Raw genomic sequence first — 20,335 nt, forward strand, 5'->3', positions numbered from 1 at the left:
CACTGCATTTTTCAGCGAGTTCACCTGCACCGAAAGCTGATCGAGCTCCACCTTTTCCATCATGCCAACGCGCACCAGCGGTTCGGTTTTTTTATATACTTCGTCCAGGTTTTTAACGTTCGATTCAAGAATTTTCAGCGATTCTTCGGAAATTAAAACCAGGTAGTAACTCTCCACCACCTGACTCAAAACATCCTGTTCCGTTTTCACCATGTTTTTTTCAGAGAGTTTTTTTGCCAGCTTTGCCGTTTGAATTCCAACAATGTACCCACCGTTAAAAATGAGTTGACCAACCTGCAGATTAAAGTTACTGGTTGGTTTAATCGGAATTTTAGACGCAGGCATGTTTTCGTCGAATTGAATGCTGATTTCGGCTCCCATGGCATTGGAATAATCGGCTGTGGCATTCAACTGAGGTAACCCGGCGGCAATAGCTGCCCAAAGCTGTTCCTGCGAATGGTCGATTGCAAGCCCTGAATTTTTAATGGTACGGTTATAATTAAGGGCATGCTCTTTGGCGGCTTCCAGGTCGAGCGAAAGCTTTTCCTGTGCACTTACACTGCCAAAAAACGATAATCCTAAAACCAGGATAAGAATCTGTTTTCTTCTCATAACACATTGTTTTATTTTCTTGTTATCTGTATTCATTTTTAAAAAATGTTTCATAAACTGTTTAATTTGTCAGCATCGAATCAATCAGTTCAATACCTTTTTTGGTAGAAATACCCCGCATAAAATTTATGGTAAGATTTTGAAATACTTCGGCGTAGTTATATTCATTCCGCGGAAAAACTTTTTCGTCAGCCAGTAAATTCATTTGTTCATGAAAAAGCTTAGCCACTATGGGAATATTAATTTCCGTTCTGAAAAGTCCTTCTCTAATCCCCTTGTTTAACAATTCCCGGGAAAGATTGAAAGATTCTTTTTCATTGTTTTTCCGCATGGCAGTCCAGGTTTTGGGATAAAGTTTTTCCATATCACGGAAAAAAACCGGGTTAATGGCGTTCATGGCTTTAATCCCTTCCTGCATAAAAGAAAAAATAGTTTCAATTACATTTTGCGATGATGTGCAAATTTCATCATTTCTGCATTTGTGCTTTTCCCTCAAATCTTCGAGGCAACTGTGCACCAATTCTGATTTATCTTTAAATGCTTCATATACCGTTCGTTTCGACATTCCCAATGCTTCAGCAATTCCATCCATGGTCACATTGCGTATGCCAAACTGCAAAAACTGGCTTGTTGCTTCTTCAATAATTCTTTCGCGTATTTCCATCTAAAAAATTTAAGGGCGCTAAGTTAGCGGAAAACTTAAAACACGCTGAAAGTTTTCTGTGAAATGAATGATTTTATCGGTGAAAACAGAATTGCATAACATGAAATTAACTGATGAGAGTAAGGTTAATAGCTTTAAGCATCATTGGCCGGAATAAAACGCGCCAGATGCAAGGGCAGACTAAGAATAAATTACCGGCAAGATCCAGCGAAGTAATTATTATTTACTTCCGATGGTTTTTGCACCGGACTTTTTTTGAGTTATAACCAGGTTTTCAGCTATAAAGATTATAATCAGGTTTAATTAAAGATAGTTTAAATAACTTTCACTAAATTAATCCGCTAAATCAAAAGTACTTGTATTATGAAAACTAAAATTATCAATTTGAATTCATTCCTTTTTATTTCTGCAACCATAATTTTTTTTACCGGACTTTCATGTTCACAGCAAAAGGTTGGAATTGACGCAAAACCACCCGCCGGCGCTGAACTGCTGTTTGACGGATCGCGCGAAATGCTGGATGAGAAATGGACGTACTGGGAAGGGCCCCGTTTTTCTGCTGAATTGCCAATCAGTTGGGAGATTGTTGAAGATCCCGTGGATGATGGCACAGTAGTTAGCGCTAATGATCCTGCAGCAGAAGGCGGGAAATACGGAACTGCCGATATTGTAACCAAAAACAAATACCGTGATTTCAGGCTACATGTTGAATTTTTGGTTTCAAAGCCCGGCGGCAACAGCGGTGTTTATTTACAAAACCGATATGAAATTCAGATTCTCGACGGTGATTCCACAAAACATGGAATAGGCGCGGTGATAAACGAAACCGAATCACCGTATCACGCATACAATGGAACGGGGAACTGGAATGCGTACGACATTAAGTTCAGAGCTGCCCGGTTTGAAAACGGGGAACGAACAGAGAAAGCGCTGGTGACCCTTTATTTTAACGGGAAAAAAGTGCATGTTAACGTACCGGTTAACCAGGTTTGGGGTGGCCCAAATTCCGGGATTGATGGTGGAAACGACGGAGGAAAAGGCATTACCGACCGCCCCGGTGGAATTAAACTTCAGGCAGAAGGCCACGAAGTTTTGTATCGGAATATCTGGATTAAGGAATTAAACCTGGAAGAACCGAATACCGACTTTTAGCGGGATAATTTTCATAAACAGAAGATATCTTAAATCATCAATTAGCAAATTCAATTCGGGGGTCACTGTCCCCCGAATTGCAAGATGAGCAAAAATGGGGGACAGGTGTCCCCACTATTGGAATCCGGGATGTTTGTGTCGGAAAATTTACGAAAGCGAGGGCTTCGCTTTATGCCAAAAATGGCAGCGTTTAGATGAACCAAAACCAACTGGCGGAACTTTTTGACACCTCCAGGCAAAACATTGGTCAACATATCTCTAACATACTGAAAGAAGGTGAATTAAAAGAAAATTCAGTTGTAAAGAATTACTTTACAACTGCCGCAGATAAAAGAAAAGTTGCAAAAAGGTGCATCGCACCGGAATATTAAAATTATAACATGTCAATTATCACTGTGCATCTCATCAATCCATAACGGAACAAATATTCCCTTGTTTTCCAGTTCCTTTCTGTTCTGCAAATGAAAACTCAGTGAAGTAATTTTTTTCGTTTCCTCTTTCGAATCACACATGTTGTATTGAATGGATGCTTCTTCGCTGGTGTAAGTGGTAAATTTGTTCAATATTTTTTTGTGCTGCTGCTGGTAATAGTTGTGATAACGAATGGCCTGCGAAAAAACATCATCTTTAAAATGAACGGGGTTTTGGTAATTCCACCTGTAATAATCCCCTTCATTTTTAAAGAAATCGTATTTAATAAATAATGGTGCATCGTCGCCCACGTCTTCATATTTCAGCAACCAGTCAATAAGTTCCTCTTCAGTTTGATTATTCTGAATTGCAGCATTCGCGTTTCTGATTTCGTCCATATTTTGCGAAAGATAATTGCGGATATCTTTCAAATCGGAATAAAGCGAGATAAACGGCGACCATTTCATAGGTTGGTCAAAAGGATCGTCATCTTTAATCAATTGGTATGCAACAGCATGTTTATCTATCCAGTAACTCAAATCCTGAAAATCCATTTTTCGGGGTGGCGAAGTAATAATTTCATTCCATGCAGTTGTTGCCCCATTTAATTTTGCCAGGTATTCCGGGGTTTTTACAAATGAAACCCTTTCATCTTCATTGACATCAAGTTCAAGCGGATACTTTAGTTTTTTAATTTTTTCATCCGTTTTAAATAGTGCACAGCTATTTATATCCGTTATTTCGTCTCCTTCCGTTTCAAAAAGCAGGTCCAGATAGTTTTTAGTATGATTGCCCACAAACCGGTACCCTTTTTTCCCGCAATTCGGGCAGGTTTTCCCGCCACATTTGCCCTGGTAAATAATCAGTTCTGTATCTCCGGCATTTTTAAAACGACTGAAAATCTTTTTTATCTCGCGAAGAAAAACCGTTTTGGTGGTTTCCTCATAGGAATATTCATCTTTTAAATGGAGGCGAAGTTTTTCAATGTCCATTGAGGAGAAAGCGTTCAGAATGGTTTGAATATATTCTGGCATAATTTTTTGTTAAAATCTTTTTGATCATGAACTCAAATATACAACCCCCAAAACAATTTCACTATTTTTTTTACGTGCTTACAAAATAAAGTTTTGAACAATTTCTGTTTTCAAAGTGATTTAACAAGGTTTCCCTTTTCACATTCCTCCATCGTGGGAAAGATTTTTACACAAAATCTTTTTGTCCATAAAAGTTGGTCTCAAGTGTTTCAAATATTTCTCGAAAATTTAAAACCCCTTCATAAGTTCCCAATTTAAATTTATATTCAATTTTCTCTCCCCATAAAAAATCTCCTATTTCATTTGCTTCAGCAATTAGAGGTTTAATTATCTTGTCAAAATTTAAAAACTCATCAAAGTTTAAGTCTTCTGAAAAATTTAAATGCGCAATTCTTTTAATTCTATGTTGAACTTTTAAATGATTTACATTCTTTCTGAAAGAGTCAAAACTAATATTAAGTTGTCTAACCAATTTCTGGTTAGTAATTGTTTTATTTGTTTCTTTTAATATTTTTCTGAATGAAAAGTTGGAACTGCTATCGTCAAGATTTGTTAAGTGAAGAATAAGTCCATTTTCCATATACCTTAACGAAATAAACTCTTCAAGTAAATAATGTCTTGTTGAATTTTGAAGAAGGTAGCCAAGTCGATTAATTTTTCTAATATAAAAGCAAGCTAATATATTTAAGTCGATGAGTTCAACTCTTAAACTTGAAAATTTATCTTTTTGTGATTTTGTAAGCATCGTTTTTTCTTAATTTATTCTCAATTAGTTTTTGCAGATTTAATGCTTTGAATTCTGAAAATTGCCTATATCAGATAAAATTGATCAAGGATGTGGAAACCCTTGGTTCTAAGATGCAATGAATTGCGATAAATCACTGTAAATGTATGTATACTAACCTAATTTCCATCTTTATTAGCGATTAAGTTTATTTTTGATTCTTAAAATTTGAACAAAAGTTATAGATCAGCCACATATGGATAATTATAAGATTTTGTTAATGCTAACTGCCTCTTTTCATGGTCTTCAAGCTTAAAAAATGGAATAATAATTTTTGAAAATGATTTGATGCCAATCTTCAGGTTAAGTGTTCTTTCAACAAAGAATTTATAATCATTGATTAAAACGAACAATTCATAAGGGTCTTTTATGAAGATCGGATGGCAATTGTTTTCCAAGAAGTTATTTATAAATGAAAAATCACGAAGTTTCTGTATAATTTTAATTTTACCAGTTATATCTGAGGTAAGAGTATGTTTATTTAAACTGTCTAAGTAACATTGATCATGAAATCGTGCACTTTCGAAGGGTTGCCCTCTAAATGTTATATCATTAATTTTATATCCGGTTTTTAAGTCAGTCCGTTCTAATACTGGATTTGGAAGTATGAAGACAAAGAAAGAAGGTTTCCTTTTAACTACTGAAATAAATTCACCAGATTCTACATCTGGTTCTTTTTCATAAAAAAAAGTTTCGGCTTTCAATGGACTGAAAAAACCTCCCTTAGGTGAAATTTTAAATTCAGAATTGACCTTTTTCTCAAAATTAAAATGGTAAACTGTATCTTTATAATAATTTCTTATCCTAAAATAATTATAATGTTGTGTCAAGTTGTTGGATTTATAATCCTCAAATAATCCCATCGCCAATAATCTGACTTTCATAACCATGCTTTTAATCAATATTCCAATAATTTTCAGGGTCAAATTCAAATGCCTCCCCATTCATTTCGTCTATAGCAGAACTCTCCCATCTCGCATAAGCTTCATTCTCTTTTTCTTGTGCATCCTCCATCATTTCTGTGTGAATTTTATTTTCAATTTCATTTTGAATAGAATTTATTTTATTCAACTCATCTGCATTCAGTAAATAATAAGGTACTATCAAATTTTCAGTATTAATACGTTTTGTTTCAACATTAAGAAATTCTGCTAAATAAACCTTATAGCTTTCTGAGAGATCAATGATGTCTTGGAAAGTTTTCTGAAAAACTGGCCGAAATTGACTTTCTCTAATATCATAAGTATCTGGAATATCCAAGCGAACATGATATCGTTCCATATTTTGATATGTCTTATGACGAAATTTTGATATCAATATATTATATCGATCTTCATGGGAAAGACTTGAATTTTCTACTTCATATTTTATATTAGGGAATGGAATATTAAATAAATAAAAGAAAGGAGCTCTATTTATAATTTTTTTATCCGCATAATTTTTATTAATAAGATGTTGTGAACATGTTCGATTAATTATGTGTGTTTTTTTTCTATAATTATTGAATATAAGAGTCTTAAAGAACTTCCTACCATTCAAATCAATTTCATTTTCGCAAACAAAAAGTATGTCTTTGAAATACCTATTTACTGCCAATTCCCAGGAAAAATCAAAATAAGGAGATTGAATAAGGTTTTTATGTTTACTGTCAATGACAAATGAACTACATTGTAATATTAAACTCATAAATCATATGTTTTAAAATTGAACCATATCTTTCCTAAATATCTACAAAATTTTTAGTGATGATAATTTTTCAATCACTTTTTGTTATTTTTATTTTCATCCAAATCACTTTTTCTAACTTTTGAATAGTTATCCCCACTTGAAAACAACTGTAATTCATTTGCTTTGCTTAATAGACTCGTTAATATACAAAAAACTGTCGTTTGCAAACGTCTCTTTTTTAAAATTATCTGTCAACAAAATAACCGGATCGTTTGCAGTAAATTCAATTTCACCTTTTTCTTTCATTTCTAAAAGAGCAATATGAATTTCTGTTGAAGGAATACCACACTTATCAATTAAAAAGTCTTTGTGAATTGAAGTAGATTTCCCCAACCCTTCAGAAAATTTATGAGCATTTTTAATGCACTCCTTGATTTTTGAAATAATTTCATTTGTTTCCATAATTTCATTTTTTTACTATTCGATTTTCTGTTCAAAATTAACTCATAATAAATTGAATTCCAAATTCATACAGAAATTCTATAATATTTTTTCAATTATTATAGCTTTAACTTTAAAATTTTCTGTGTTTTTTCAAACTAAATTGAAATACAAAATTTACTCGTTTGCTATTTATTATAGGTTACTAAAAAAAATCCAATTCCATTTCACCCCCCAATTTCATCACTTCAGTAAATTTTTTCTGGCACAAAACACCCGTAGCCCTTACCTTTCGGCTGTTTTTTCAGAAATCAGCTTAAAGATTAACACATATTTAGCTATGAAACATTTGATAAACAATGTATTTATGCTATTCGTCCTGGTTTTGCTGGCCGGTTGTGCCGGCAACAACAACGGGCAAACCGAAATCATCCGAAAAGTAAAAATTGAACCGGTTCAACAGTCCGATTCGTTACAGGTAAAACAATACTCAGGAATAATTAAGGAAGCCGCCGAGGTGAACCTGGCATTCCGGGTGGCAGGCCCCATTCAGAAAATTCTGGTGAAGGAGGGCGATTATGTGCAGGCCGGGCAGGTGGTTGCCCAAATGGACACCCGCGACTACGAAGTGCAACTGGCGGCTGCACAGGCGCAGTACGAACAGGTGAAAGCCGAAGCCGACCGCGTAATTGAACTGCACAACCGCCAGAGCATTGCCGGCAACGACTACGACAAAGCCGTGTCGGGTTTGAAAATGGTGGAGGCCCAACTGAAACACGCCAACGACCAGATGGGCGACACCAAACTCACCGCGCCGGTTTCGGGATACATTCAGAAGGTCAATTTCCTGGAAAACGAACTGGTGGACGCCGGAATGCCGGTAGCTTCGCTGGTGAATGTGGGGCACTACCAGGTGGAAGTGGAAATTCCGGTGTCGCTTTATGTGCAGCGGGAAAACATCATCTCCTTTTCGGGCCTGCAACCGGCAGTTACTGCTGAGGAATTTCCGCTTCAGTTGCTGAGCTACAGCCGAAAAGCCAGCAATAACCAGTTGTATAAAGTGCAACTGCGCATTAATCCGGCCAGTCAGCCCAAACTGGCACCCGGCATGGACATTCAGGTGAACATCGTTCGGAAAAATCCTGCCGGTGCGCAGTCCTGCATCCCTTTGAATGCATTGTTTAACGACAACGGCAAAACCTACGTGTGGGTGTACCAGTCAAACGGCACAGTGCAAAAACGTGAAGTGGTAACCGGACAACTCACCGGCGATGGCAGAATCCGAATTTCCGGCGGACTTGATGTGAATGAACAGATAGTTGTTGCCGGAGTGAACCAGCTAAACGAAAATGAACAGGTGGAACCGCTCGAACCGGTTGCAGAAACCAATATTGGAGGGCTTTTGTAATGTATTTAACTGAAATGACCTTCCGGAGAAAGGCCATCATCTGGTTTATCCTGTTTAGTATGGTGGCAGGCGGCATCCTTGCTTTTCGCTCCATCAGCAAGCTGGAAGACCCGGAGCTGGTGGTAATGCAGTCGCAGATTGTAACACTTTACCCCGGCGCTTCGGCACACGAGGTGGAAATGCAGGTAACCAATATTATTGAAGAAGAACTGAATACGCTTGGCGATGTGGAAACCATCCGCTCGAAATCGATGGCTAATATCTCCATCGTGTCGGTGATGCTGGAGCTAACCGTTCCGCAGGATGAAATTGAACAACGCTGGGATTTCCTGCGCCGCCGCATGAATGAAGTGGTGGCCAAACTGCCGGCAGGTGCGCAACCTCCGATGGTTTACGACGATTTTGGCGATGTGTACGGCATGTTTTACGCCATGACCGGTGATGGCTATTCGTATAAGGAAATGAGTGAAATGGCACGTTTTATCAGACGTGAATTGCTTGCGGTTGATGGCGTTGCCCGCGTGGAAACTTACGGCGCACGGGAACCGGTTACCGAAATTGTTTTTACGCCCTCAAAAATGGGTGAGCTTGGCGTCTATCCTTTTCAGGTACTGGCAGCTTTGAGCGGCGAAAATTCGATGGTTTATCCCGGCTCACTGCAAACCGGCAACAAGCTGCTCCCGGTTGCGGTAAACGGAAAAATTGCAAGTGCCGATGATGTGGCCAACGTGCTGATAAAAGGCCTCGACGGCAGCCTGTTTAAACTTTCTGATATTGCCGAAATAAACGAAGTTTATCCCGACCCGCCCCGCAACACCATGCACCTGAACAACAAAAAAGCCATTGCCATTTCACTTTCCATGGAATCGGGCGAAAACATTGTAGAAGTGGGCCGGCGCGTGGAAAAACGGCTGGCTGAACTGCAACAAAATATTCCGGTGGGCTACGAATTTGAAAAGGTGTTTTTCCAGCCCGATTTGGTAAACAACGCCATCAGCGGGTTCATGAAAAACCTGATTGCCTCGGTGGTGATTGTCATTCTGGTGTTGATGGTTTCCATGGGATTCCGCAGCGGTTTCATCATCGGCACAGGCCTGGTGCTGACCATTCTGGCCACGTTTCCCATTCTGCTGGCTGCCGGTGGAACTTTACAGCGCATCTCGCTGGGAGCATTTATTGTGGCCATGGGAATGCTGGTTGACAATGCCATTGTGGTAATCGACGGCATTCTGGTTGATTTGAAAAAAGGGGTGAAACGAAAGAAAGCGCTCATCCATCCCGCCACACGCACAGCCTGGCCGTTGTTTGGCGCTACGTTCATTGCTGTGGCTGCCTTCCTGCCCGTTTATCTGTCGCAGGATGCCGCCGGAACTTACGCCCGCGACCTGTTTGTTGTGCTGTGCATTTCGCTGTTTATCAGCTGGGCACTGGCCATGACGCAGGTGCCGCTGTTTGCTGAAAAATTACTCAAACGGAAAAAGAAGAAAGATGGCGAAGAACTTTACCACGGCTGGGGGTACCGGAAATTCAGAAATATGCTGGGTTTGTTGCTGCATTACAAAACCGTTACTTTAATTGTTGTTGTTTTATTGCTGGCGCTGGCAGGGCTCAATTTCAACAACATCAAAAAAACTTTTTTCCCCGATTTCAACTACAACCAGGTTTACATCGAATACAGGCTTCCGGCAGGTACCGGTCCGCAAAAGGTACAGGACGATTTGTATGAAATTACCCAACACCTTTTGTCGCTCGACGAGATAAAAAAAGTAGTTTCCAGTCACGGGCAAACACCCACACGCTACTGTCTGGTGCGGCCCATGGGCGAAGCGGCCGATACCTATGGCGAGTTGATTGTGGATTTCGAGGATTATGAAACCATGAACCGCATGAAGCCAATGCTAAGCGAATACCTGCACGACAACTATCCGGATGCCCGCTCACGAATCAGAAAATACAACCTCTCCATTAAAGCATCGCACACGGTGGAAGTGGAATTTACCGGTCCCGACCCGGCAGTGCTGCGCGATTTAAGTAGTCAGGCACAAGAAGTTTTCAGAAACAATCCGTATGCCGACCCCTACACCATTGAGGATGACTGGGAACCGATGGGACAGGCGCTTACTGCAAAGTATGCACAACAATCGGCAAGAAGGGCGGGAGCTTCCCGCTCCGATGTGAGCAATGCAATTCTGGCCGCCACCGAAGGGCTGCCCATTGGCGAATATTTCGAAGGCCAGACCCGCGTCGGCATTGTTATGAAATTGCGCAATAACAACGGTTCACGAATTGAAAACCTGGAAGATATTCCGGTGTGGAGCATGATGCCAAACCTTTCGGGGGTGGATGAAAGTACGGCACAGGAGTTAATGACCGGAATAAAATCGGTGGATGAACTGACCGGCGAATTGGTTAGTCCTGTTCCGTTGAGCGCCGTAACACAGGGCGTTGACCTCGACTGGCGGGAACAGGTGGTTCGCCGGGTAAACGGCCAGCGTGCTATCCAGGTTCAGTGCGAACCACTGGAGGAATACAGTCCGGCACTGGTGCGCAAAACCATGCTGGATGATATTGAAAACATTCCGCTTCCCGACGGTTACAAAGCAGTTTGGGTAGGCGAGCATGAACTGCAGGGCGATGCATTGCGCAACATTTTCAGTTACCTGCCCATTTCCATTATGCTTATCATCCTCACACTTATTTTACTTTTCAATGATTTCAGAAAACCGCTGATTGTACTGAGTTGCATTCCTATGGCATTTATCGGCATTGTTCCCGGAATGATTCTGGCAGGCCAGCCCTTCACGTTTATGGCCATTATCGGTTCTTTTGGTTTGATGGGGATGATTGTAAAAAATGCCATTGTACTGCTCGATGAAGCTGAAACGCTCATTGCCGATGGAGTTGAAAAGTACCACGCACTTATCAATGCCACCATTTCGCGTACCCGCCCGGTGTTGCTGGCCTCGTTTACCACTATTCTGGGAATGATTCCGCTGTTGGGCGACCCAATGTACGCCAGTATGGCGGTGGCAATTATTAGTGGTTTGCTGGTGGGCACACTCATTACCCTGATTTTTGTGCCCATTTTGTACGCGGCATTTTACGGTGTGAAACGAATTAAAGAACCTGATACAACAGAATTATCATCATGAAGACAATTAAATATATAACACTTATTATTTTTCTGATTTCCTGGTTGCCGGGAATAAGCCAGGAACAAATGACTTTGCAGCAGGCCCGGGAAATGGCGCTTCGGAAAAACGAGAACCTGAAAGTTGCTGCAAAACAAATTGAGAAAGCTGAAGCACAAAAAGCTGCTGCCCGCACATTGCGCTTGCCTTCGCTTTCGGCAACCGGTATGGGCATTTATCAGGATAAAGATTTTGAGATGGAGCTGACTTTGCCCACTCAAAAACCTAATCCGATGACCGGCGAACTGGAACCCAACATTATGATGAACCCTGAAACGGGCGAACCGGTGATTGGACCCGACGGTAATCCGGTTTTCAATATGTATGCCTGGCTGCCGCTGAATGTTAGCCTGAGCGGGGCTTACCTGGCAGGAATTGCATTGGAGCAACCCGTTTTTACCGGAGGGAAAATCAGTGCCGGCAACAAAATGGCCGATATCGGCATTGAAATGGCTGGCGAAAACAAAACGCTGCAGCAGATGAACACCATTGCCGAAGCCGACAATGCTTACTGGACCTACATTTCGGTAACCCAAAAAGTGCAACTCGCGCAACAGGCGGTGGACATGCTGGAAGAGCTGGTGGAAAAAGCCCGCGACGCGCACGAGGTGGGAATGTCGAGCCGCAATGATTTACTGAAAGCGCAGGTGGAATACACCAACGTAAAACTCAATTTGCAAAAAGCACAAAACGGCCTCGAACTCAGTCGCATGGATTTGTGCCGTGTAACCGGACTGCCGTTTGGTACAGCAATTACTGCGGTTGATACAACCGTTTCGGTAAACCAACCGCTGGATTTGGCAGCAGAAAATGAAACGGTGAACCAACGTCCGGAGTACCAGCTGCTGCAAAAGAACATTGAATTACAGGAGCAACAAATTAGAATGACCAAAGCCGATTTTCTGCCAACCGCAGGTATTCAGGCGGGATACAACCACATCGGAGGAATTGATTTTGGCGGAACCGATTTTTCAAACACCAGTCTGAATGTGCTGGCTTCGGTAAAAATTCCCATTTTTCACTGGGGCGAGGGTGTGAAAAAAATCAATGCTGCCCAAATTGACAAGGAAATTCAGGAGCTTGAGCTGGAGAAGAACAAACAGTTGCTGCAACTGGAAACCGAGCAGGCCCGGCTGAACCTGCAACTGGCCTGGGAGCGCATTCAGCTAAATGAAACTGCACTGGAGCAAGCCGAAGAAAACCTGCGGGTAACCCGCGACAATTACGAGGTGGGCATGGAAACTATCACCGAATACCTGATTGCGCAAACCCAGTGGCAGAAGGCCTTCAGCGAACTCATCGATTCCAAAACCGATTTCAAAATGAAAGAAACCGCCTGGCTGAAAGCCACCGGGAATTTGGCTATTTCACCTGCTGACTGAAATGCTCTTATTAAGTAAATGCAATTCATCGGAGCGAGTCCCCTTCCGTAGGAATTCCTTCGGAGCTTGGCGAAGGGGGAATTTAAGGGGGATTGATTTTATTCGAAAAATTTCGTCACAATAAAAAAATACTGCAGGGAAATAACAACAAATTATTGAGCAGGTAACTGAGGGTCACCAGCTCAACAAAAAAAAGTACCTTTGGGAAAAGCAACAAACATAGGAATGAAAAACACCGAACTCCACTTTTTGAGCCGGCTTTCGGCTTATACCCTGCCAAGTTTTCTCATCAGGGTGGCTCTGGTAAGCGGTGTGGGATTGCTGTTCTTTTTTCTGGCTATGAAAATTACAGGTGATCCCGGCATCCGGGTTACGGCACTGGAATACTTTCAGGTGGTACTCATTTTCAATATTATCAGCGAAAGTAATGTGTTTTTTGACCACCTGGCCGAACGCTTCCTTCCCATTCCGGAAAAAATAAGCTTGCGCGTCGTGTTGCATTTCGTTGTCAGTTTGCTCATTGCAGTGGCCGTTGTGTTTTATTTTTCCGTCATTGTAAAGGAAGCGTTGTTCTTTTCCCATCCCATTGTGCAACTGATGATGCTCCTCGGACTGATCTTCATTTTCATTATCACTGTTTTTTCAGTTTCACTGCGTATTATTGAAAAGTGGATTTATTCTGTACGACAACTGGAGGAGCTAAAAAGCCTGAAGCTGAAAAGCGACTACAACTCTTTGCAGGCACAGCTAAATCCGCACTTTTTATTTAACAACTTGAGTGTACTAAAATCGATGATAACCTTCGACCCTGATTCTGCCATTCATTTCACCCAAAATTTTACTGATGTATATCGCTATGTGCTTCAAAGCAAAGACAAAGAAACGGTAAAATTGTCGGAGGAACTGGAATTTCTGGAAGCTTATGTTGAAATTCATAAAGAACGAATGGGTGACTCATTCAAAGTAAAAACAGAAATTGATGAATCAGCGCTGAAAAAGGAGATTCCCCCGCTGGCCATGCAATTGCTGGTTGAAAATGCCATAAAACACAACATAGCTCTGAAAGAAAATCCACTGATTATTCAAATTCAGTCAGACGGTGAAAAGCTCATTGTCAGCAATAAAGTAAACCTGAAAGAATCTGCTTATTCCGAAAAAACCGGCCTGGAAAACCTTTCTCAGCGTTATGCTTTGCTAACAGACAGACCGGTGAAAGTGAGACCGGGTAAAGAAAAATTTGAGGTGGAAATTCCATTGTTATGAACCGAAAAGTAAAAATAGTATTGATTGAAGACGAGACCTATAATCTTCGCCTGCTGGAAGGAATGATAAATAAACTGCGACCCGACTGGCAGGTTGTGAATCGTTTTGAAAGTGTTAAAACCAGCGTTGACTGGTTGCGCGAAAATCCTCATCCCGACCTCTTTTTTATGGATATTCAACTGGCCGATGGACTTTGTTTTTCCATTTTCAACCAGGTGGAGGTAAAAAGCATGGTGATATTTACCACAGCCTACGACAACTACGCTATTCAGGCATTCAAAGTGAATAGCATCGATTACCTGCTGAAACCCTTCAAAGAGAAAGATTTGGAAGCAGCCATTGAAAAATTTGAAAATTTCAAAAAGCTGGCCGGTGAAAAGAATATTAATCAGGATTATTCGGAAATTCTGGAAGCTATCCGCCGTGGTGAAAAAAAATACCGCAAGCGGTTTCTGGTTTCCAAAGGAGTTGCTTTTTATAAACTTCCGGTTGAAGACATTGCATACTTTTTCAGTGAAAACCGCATTACTACTGCTGTGACATTTAACCGGCAAAACCACGTTATCGATTTTTCACTTGAGACATTGGAAGAACAGCTCGACCCTGAGACTTTTTTTCGGGTAAACCGGCAAATGGTTGTCAATATTCAGTCCATCGAAAAAATTGAAAACTATTTTGGGGGCAAACTAAAAGTGCGCCTCAATCCGATGTTTGAAAACGAAGTTGTGGTGAGCCGGCTAAAAGCAGTGGATTTTAAAGATTGGGTTGGTCAGTGATTCAATAAAAATATATTGAATTTTCGAATCAACTTCCGGAATCTGTAACCGTATAAAAGTGTTTTTTTTTTCAGATAGCTTTTAAAAATTTCTGTTGTGCCCGATTCTGCGAATAATCGTTAATGAAAAGTATCCTGGAATTTCCGGCCGGATTTAAACCCTGAGGTAAGATTAACACATTGTGTTCTTTCCAAATTCTGAAAATGGTATGTTTCAGTCGTCCGCTTAAAATCATTTCCTGAGGAATGGAAATTCCGGTATTAATGTCAATGCGTTTAATCTCAAAATTCAATCCCAAAAAATCTTTTATCGCATTTTCGTGGTGTAACAAATGGCTTATTGGAGAGGAAGCAGTCAGACGGGGATTGATTTCAATTACTTTGTCGTCAATTAAATCAATACCCATTAATCCGATAAATTTCAGCTCTTTTATGGTTGCAATTTGTTTTACCAGCTTTTCCACTTCATTATATTTCTGACTTTGAGTTTTTCGCGACCAGGAACCGGCAATAAATTTATTTTTTGGGTTGATTACCTGATCATGTATTTGTAAAATTTCGGGCTGTTTTCCTGGTCGAAAAAGTATCAGCGCACCATATACCGGACCAGGCAAAAATTCCTGGATTTGATAATTATCTGGCAGCAAATGATTTTTTTTCAAATAACAGATGTGCAGAAGTATTTCATGCAGCGAAGCCCCCTTGCCTTCGTTTAAATAAACGCCTAAACCCGCAGCCCCTCCCGAAGGCTTAAATACAAATTTCAGGGTTTTGTCCATTTTTTTAATTTCCGGTGAAAAATAAGTAACGGGTAAGGGCACGCCATTTTTTTGAAGCAATTTAATCGAGCTGTTTTTATCCATCAACAGGGTAGTTGTTTTTGAATAATCCCGGATTAAACTGTTTTTTGGTAACCTGATTCCTGATTTTTGTAAAAACTGCTCGTTAAAAACAAATGCAACCAGTGCCTTTCCTGTTTCCTTTGCCTTGTTGATTGCCACTTGCAACAACGATCCCTGGCAGAGATGAATGCCTGGCGGAATTTGTGCTGCTGACACCGATTTTTGATGAAAGGCAATTACAAAATTGTTACTTGCCAGTTGAATGCCGGTTAAAGTTCTCCAAATTTCAGCATTAACTTTAAGGCAGTTTAATGCATGTTCAATAAGGAAATCGTTAACACGATGAAGATAAACAACCAACGAATCAGAAGGCGTGGTGTATAAATGTGCCTGGAAACCATTATCGAGGTTCGCAGGTAAAACGTTGAGAAAGGATGAAATAAGTTCCTGATTATGAAAAACCTCCGAAGTTGGCAATGCAATAATTCTTCCCTTTTGTTCATTTCCAATGGTAACCCCCAAATGCGATATTTTTACAAGCTCGGTTTCGATGTTCCATGGCAGCAAAGTACTCATAAATTAAGCAGATTTTAATAGAGAGGTAAACAAGTTATCTTCCCGAAAATCAAATTTCACTGAAACCTATTGCGATCTTATTCCTGGAACTCCGGATCTTCGGCAGGCGGTTTAATGTATGCTGAATCAACAATCTCTGTTTTAAGTAATTTCTGACGTATAGCTTCCAGGTTTCCTTTTCCTCTAATCACAAAAAAATCCGGAAATTCTATGGATGGTTTATTTTTGCCGGTGGTTAATTTACTTCCTATGGGTTTAATTGTAGCATGATGTTTTTTGAGCAAATCATTTATCAAACCGGTATCGGCACCTTTCCTAGAAATAACATTTCCGATCTCATCAACGAAAATTTCACTGTCTGGTCTGAATTGAACAATCAATTCAGAAGTATCGTCTGCTTGTAATGCATCAAAATTTTCCATATCCTGCAATTTAAATGAAATTTCATTACGGGTCACACAAATTTTTCCATCAACGGGTTGAAATTCTGAAATAATAAAAAATACGACGATGAAAATTTTCGTGATGAACCTGTTAAAAAAGAATTTTACGGAAAAGGATACAAGGAACAGATTTAATCTATTCCCTGTAATCCTCTTCTGAAATTTAACTTTAGACATCAGACAATAATTCCTCTTGGATACCCGGGCTCCATGGTCCAGTTGTTTGATGGAATTATTTTCAGGTACTGACTGTTTTTGAAAAAATAAACATTTTTACTTTTCCCATTCCACAAAACTGCGCTTAGCCCACTTTTAAATGACGCCGGTATCCCGCGCCAGTTCCCGTTAATAAAATTAGGATATCCCGGATCCACTTTCCACCCGTTGGATGGGTTAACCCGGATGTATTTATTTCCTTTGAAAAAATAAATTCTGTTATTGGTGCCACTCCAAAGTGCAGCATCAACACCATTGGCAAAACTCGACGGGAATCCAGGCCAACTGCTTGCAATGGTTTTCGGATAACCCTGATCTACTTTCCAGCCGTTATTCGGATCGACCCGTATAAATTGATTCCCTTTAAAAAAGTAAATCTTTTTATTAGGGTCACTCCAAAGTGCGGCATTTACTCCAGTAGCGAAAGAACTTGGGAAACCAGGCCAACTGCTGCTGATTGTTTTGGGATATCCCGCATCCATTTCCCAGTTATTAAAAGGATCGACCCGTATAAACTGGTTGTTTTTGAAAAAATAGACTTTTTTGTTGGTTTCGCTCCATAATGCAGCATCTACACCCTGGCCAAAGGATTGCGGAAAACCGGGCCAGTTTGATGCAATATCAAGGTTTTGAAAAACCTGTTTCAGATTAGGACGGTTACCAATTCGCTGATGTGCAATAATATTAGGATAACCGGGATCAACCTTCCAACTGTTTCCGGGATCTGATCTGATGTATTTTTCACCTTTAAAAAAGTAAATTTTTGAATTGGTGCCACTCCAAACAGCCGCATCAATTCCTGATGCAAAATCTGAAGGAAATCCTGGCCACGATGGAGTGATGGATTTTGGATACCCGGCATCCACCTGCCAGTTATTGTCCGGATCTACCCGGATAAATTGGTTTCCTTTGAAAAAATAAATCTTTTTGTTGGTATGGCTCCAAAGAGCGCCATCAACCCCGCTTGCAAAAGAAGCCGGAAATCCAGGCCAACTGCCCGAAATCGATTTAGGGTACCCTGGATCAACATTCCATCCGTTAAAAGGATCAACCCGGATAAACTGATTTCCTTTAAAAAAATATACTTTTTTATTGGGGTCACTCCATAGCGCTGCATCCACCCCATTGTTAAAGGAATCCGGAAATCCCGGCCAATTGCCTTCAATAGGTTTGGGATATGTGGGATCTATATTCCAGTTATTTGTGGGATTGATTCTGACATACTGATTGCCTTTAAAAAAGTATATGGTGTTGCTTTTGCCGTTCCATAATGCAGCATCTATTCCACTGCCAAAAGTTGCATTTAAACCCTTCCAGTTAGATATTTTATTCTGCTCCTGGGCACCACTTAACCGGAGCTGGGGCGAACCGGTAGATCGCAACAAATTTTGTGCTGAAGTGGCCGTAAGTAAAGGTTTGCCTCTGGCTTTCAGACGACCCTGAATACAGGCCAAAGCCCCGGTAACCACCGGCGATGCACTGGATGTGCCACTGAAACCGTTTGTGTACAATATATCATGCGATTTTACAAAATAAACCTTGTCGTTGGTTTTATCATATATGGCAGCATCAATTCCTCTGCGAAATACAAGGGGTAGATTTCTCCAGTTTGACGAAATAAGTTTGGGATACCCCGGGTCAACTTTCCAGGTATTTGCCGGGTTAACACGGATATACCGGTTATTACGGAAAAAATAAATTCTGTTGTTTTTAAAACTGTATATTGCCGCATCTACTCCTTTTGCGAAAGATGCAGGAAATCCGGGCCAGTTTCCGGCTATTGGCTTCGGATACCCGGGATCTACTTTCCATGCATTATTCGGATCAACCCGAATAAACTGATTTCCTTTAAAGAAATAGATTTTATTATTGGTGTTACTCCATAAAGCAGCATCTATTTTTTTTGTAAAGGAATCGGGGAATCCCGGCCAGTTTCCTTTAATATCTTTGGGATAGTCGCCATCAATTGCCCACCCGTTATTGGGATCTACGCGGTAATATTCAGAACCTCTGAAATAATAGACCTTATTGTTGGTTTCGCTCCACAATGCTGCATCTATACCTGATTTCATTCCAGGACCAATATCGCTGAGGTTTTTGGGGAAACCACTCTCGACTGTCCAGTTATTATTTGGATTGATACTGACGTACTTATCATTTTGAGCACCGCCATACCCGAGGGTAGCCACATTATGTCCCCAACCTTGTGCATCTACCCGGCGCCCCCAATTGGAAAATCCGAGAATGGTCCGGTCCGCAGAAGAAGGCGAAGCACCTGCCCCAACAATAACTGCTCCCGATTGCGGATTAGCCGGATTAAACGGGTTTTTCCAACCGGACGGAAATCCACTGGGGCGCTGGTTATAAATCTCTTTGTCGAAGTCTTCAGTTCCGTTACCTGCCGCTTCAACCACCAGAATTCCTTTTAATACGGCATATCTAATGGCAGCAAAATCATCGGGCCACCATTCAATAGCAATAAAACCCCGCTGTCCGGCAGGGGCTTTAAAATCATAAGACGGGCCGGGTCGGTGAACTTCCAGGAGAATGATATCACCGGCCTTACATTTGTCGGCTGCATTAATAATGGCCTGCGACGTTCCCAGACCATTGTGTGAAATAGCCACAATTTTGGATTGAGGCGAAATGCCTGTCATGCCAAAACTGTTCTCTGCCGCACCAAGCACGCCCAATACAGCCGTACCATGGTTTTGGGAGGTAAAAACATTGTTTCCCCCAATTAACCCACTGATTTTTGTTCGTAAATCCTCATGAGAAAAATTAAATCCCTGCTCCACGTCTGTAATAGAAACTGCATCACCTTTTCCACCAACCAGATTCCATGCAAAACGGGCATCAACTCCGCCCGGTGCTGCATCCAGATAACCCTGGTTTCCGGAAAAATCAGGCGAACCCCAGTTAATGCTGGGGTCCTCGGCAAAAGGTTTTATGTAAGCTGCTTCAACTTTAGAATCCCTGAGAAATTCCTGCCGAAGCGTTTCAATATTTTGGGTACTGTGTAATGAAAAAATGGTTTGCGGGATTACAGCAGATTTTTTCAACTCTGCTTTCATAGTGCGCGACATGGATGCCACACTCCTTTTCGGATGAAAAACAGGAGAAATTTCAACTTTGAACTGTTTTAACGTTTTGTTCAGTGAAGATACATTCAACCTTTTAGATGATCGGACAGTTTTCTTCGTTGCTGTTATTTCAGCACCTGGTTTGAAAATTACTACCAGTTCCCCTTCCATAGGGCCAGTGGATAAAACATTTTTTTCGGGCATAATTAATGATTTAATAGTTAAAGTTCTAACAGAAATCCATTTAGAATCGGTTATTACACCAATAAAAAGTATTGTACCTGATACATTATACTTAAAAATCCAAATTGATTTTTTTGAGCCGATTTTTACTTCGGCTATAAGACAAAAGCTATTTTATCGTGGCCAATTTGGTTTAACTCCAGTCAA

16 protein-coding genes are annotated in these 20,335 nt (G+C 40.7%); 6 read left to right on the top strand and 10 right to left on the bottom strand.

The window, feature by feature from the left end:
• Together ACESMA_RS19615 and ACESMA_RS19620 are read right to left on the bottom strand one after the other, a co-directional pair.
• The coding region (locus ACESMA_RS19615; RefSeq protein WP_372950569.1) for a TolC family protein at positions 1 to 612 on the bottom strand (612 nt) is incomplete at its 3' end.
• A 61-nt stretch (positions 613 to 673) separates the two neighbouring features.
• Positions 674 to 1,276 (bottom strand): TetR/AcrR family transcriptional regulator, encoded by a 603-nt coding sequence (locus ACESMA_RS19620; protein ID WP_372950570.1) that lies wholly within the window; start codon positions 1,274 to 1,276, stop codon positions 674 to 676.
• Between the two features lie 363 nt (positions 1,277 to 1,639).
• On the opposite strand from ACESMA_RS19620, the gene ACESMA_RS19625 reads away from it, so the two are divergent.
• The gene (locus tag ACESMA_RS19625) at positions 1,640 to 2,428 is read left to right on the top strand and encodes a DUF1080 domain-containing protein (RefSeq protein WP_372950571.1); all 789 of its coding nucleotides are present in this window, start codon (positions 1,640 to 1,642) and stop codon (positions 2,426 to 2,428) included.
• 383 nt (positions 2,429 to 2,811) lie between these two features.
• Here the strand turns inward: ACESMA_RS19625 and ACESMA_RS19630 are convergent, their stop codons facing one another.
• The 5 genes from ACESMA_RS19630 to ACESMA_RS19650 form a co-directional block, all read right to left on the bottom strand.
• Positions 2,812 to 3,873 (bottom strand): hypothetical protein, encoded by a 1,062-nt coding sequence (locus tag ACESMA_RS19630; RefSeq protein WP_372950572.1) that lies wholly within the window; start codon positions 3,871 to 3,873, stop codon positions 2,812 to 2,814.
• 166 nt (positions 3,874 to 4,039) lie between these two features.
• Complete coding sequence (locus ACESMA_RS19635; protein WP_372950573.1) at positions 4,040 to 4,618, bottom strand: hypothetical protein; 579 nt, start codon at positions 4,616 to 4,618, stop codon at positions 4,040 to 4,042.
• Between the two features lie 218 nt (positions 4,619 to 4,836).
• Positions 4,837 to 5,541, bottom strand: a complete 705-nt coding sequence (locus tag ACESMA_RS19640; protein WP_372950574.1) for a hypothetical protein — start codon at positions 5,539 to 5,541, stop codon at positions 4,837 to 4,839.
• A 10-nt stretch (positions 5,542 to 5,551) separates the two neighbouring features.
• Complete coding sequence (locus ACESMA_RS19645) at positions 5,552 to 6,343, bottom strand: hypothetical protein (protein ID WP_372950575.1); 792 nt, start codon at positions 6,341 to 6,343, stop codon at positions 5,552 to 5,554.
• A gap of 156 nt (positions 6,344 to 6,499) precedes the next feature.
• Complete coding sequence (locus tag ACESMA_RS19650; protein ID WP_372950576.1) at positions 6,500 to 6,787, bottom strand: hypothetical protein; 288 nt, start codon at positions 6,785 to 6,787, stop codon at positions 6,500 to 6,502.
• A gap of 319 nt (positions 6,788 to 7,106) precedes the next feature.
• Here ACESMA_RS19650 and ACESMA_RS19655 point away from each other — a divergent pair, with 319 nt between their 5' ends.
• The 5 genes from ACESMA_RS19655 to ACESMA_RS19675 all read left to right on the top strand — a co-directional run bounded on the left by ACESMA_RS19655 (position 7,107) and on the right by ACESMA_RS19675 (position 14,786).
• Complete coding sequence (locus tag ACESMA_RS19655) at positions 7,107 to 8,174, top strand: efflux RND transporter periplasmic adaptor subunit (protein ID WP_372950577.1); 1,068 nt, start codon at positions 7,107 to 7,109, stop codon at positions 8,172 to 8,174.
• 14 nt (positions 8,175 to 8,188) lie between these two features.
• On the top strand, positions 8,189 to 11,326 hold the full coding sequence (locus ACESMA_RS19660; protein ID WP_372950578.1) for an efflux RND transporter permease subunit: 3,138 nt from the start codon (positions 8,189 to 8,191) through the stop codon (positions 11,324 to 11,326).
• Entirely contained in the window at positions 11,323 to 12,747 is a 1,425-nt protein-coding gene (locus ACESMA_RS19665) for a TolC family protein (RefSeq protein WP_372950579.1), read from the top strand. The genes ACESMA_RS19660 and ACESMA_RS19665 overlap by 4 nt, the downstream gene beginning before the upstream one ends.
• A 201-nt stretch (positions 12,748 to 12,948) precedes the next feature.
• Positions 12,949 to 14,010, top strand: coding sequence for a sensor histidine kinase (locus ACESMA_RS19670; protein ID WP_372950580.1), 1,062 nt, complete (start codon positions 12,949 to 12,951; stop codon positions 14,008 to 14,010).
• Positions 14,007 to 14,786, top strand: coding sequence for a LytR/AlgR family response regulator transcription factor (locus ACESMA_RS19675; protein WP_372950581.1), 780 nt, complete (start codon positions 14,007 to 14,009; stop codon positions 14,784 to 14,786). The genes ACESMA_RS19670 and ACESMA_RS19675 overlap by 4 nt, the downstream gene beginning before the upstream one ends.
• Before the next feature lie 70 nt (positions 14,787 to 14,856).
• On the opposite strand, the gene ACESMA_RS19680 is transcribed toward ACESMA_RS19675, so the two are convergent.
• From ACESMA_RS19680 to ACESMA_RS19690, 3 genes are all read right to left on the bottom strand, one after another.
• Positions 14,857 to 16,203 (bottom strand): ATP-grasp domain-containing protein, encoded by a 1,347-nt coding sequence (locus tag ACESMA_RS19680; protein ID WP_372950582.1) that lies wholly within the window; start codon positions 16,201 to 16,203, stop codon positions 14,857 to 14,859.
• Between the two features lie 77 nt (positions 16,204 to 16,280).
• A complete protein-coding gene (locus ACESMA_RS19685; RefSeq protein WP_372950583.1) occupies positions 16,281 to 16,625 on the bottom strand; it encodes a hypothetical protein in 345 nt (114 codons plus the stop codon).
• Between the two features lie 197 nt (positions 16,626 to 16,822).
• On the bottom strand, positions 16,823 to 20,149 hold the full coding sequence (locus ACESMA_RS19690; protein ID WP_372950584.1) for a hemopexin repeat-containing protein: 3,327 nt from the start codon (positions 20,147 to 20,149) through the stop codon (positions 16,823 to 16,825).
• Positions 20,150 to 20,335 lie beyond the last annotated feature (186 nt).

It is taken from the genome of Mariniphaga sp., from assembly GCF_041687215.1.
Classification (GTDB): domain Bacteria; phylum Bacteroidota; class Bacteroidia; order Bacteroidales; family Prolixibacteraceae; genus Mariniphaga.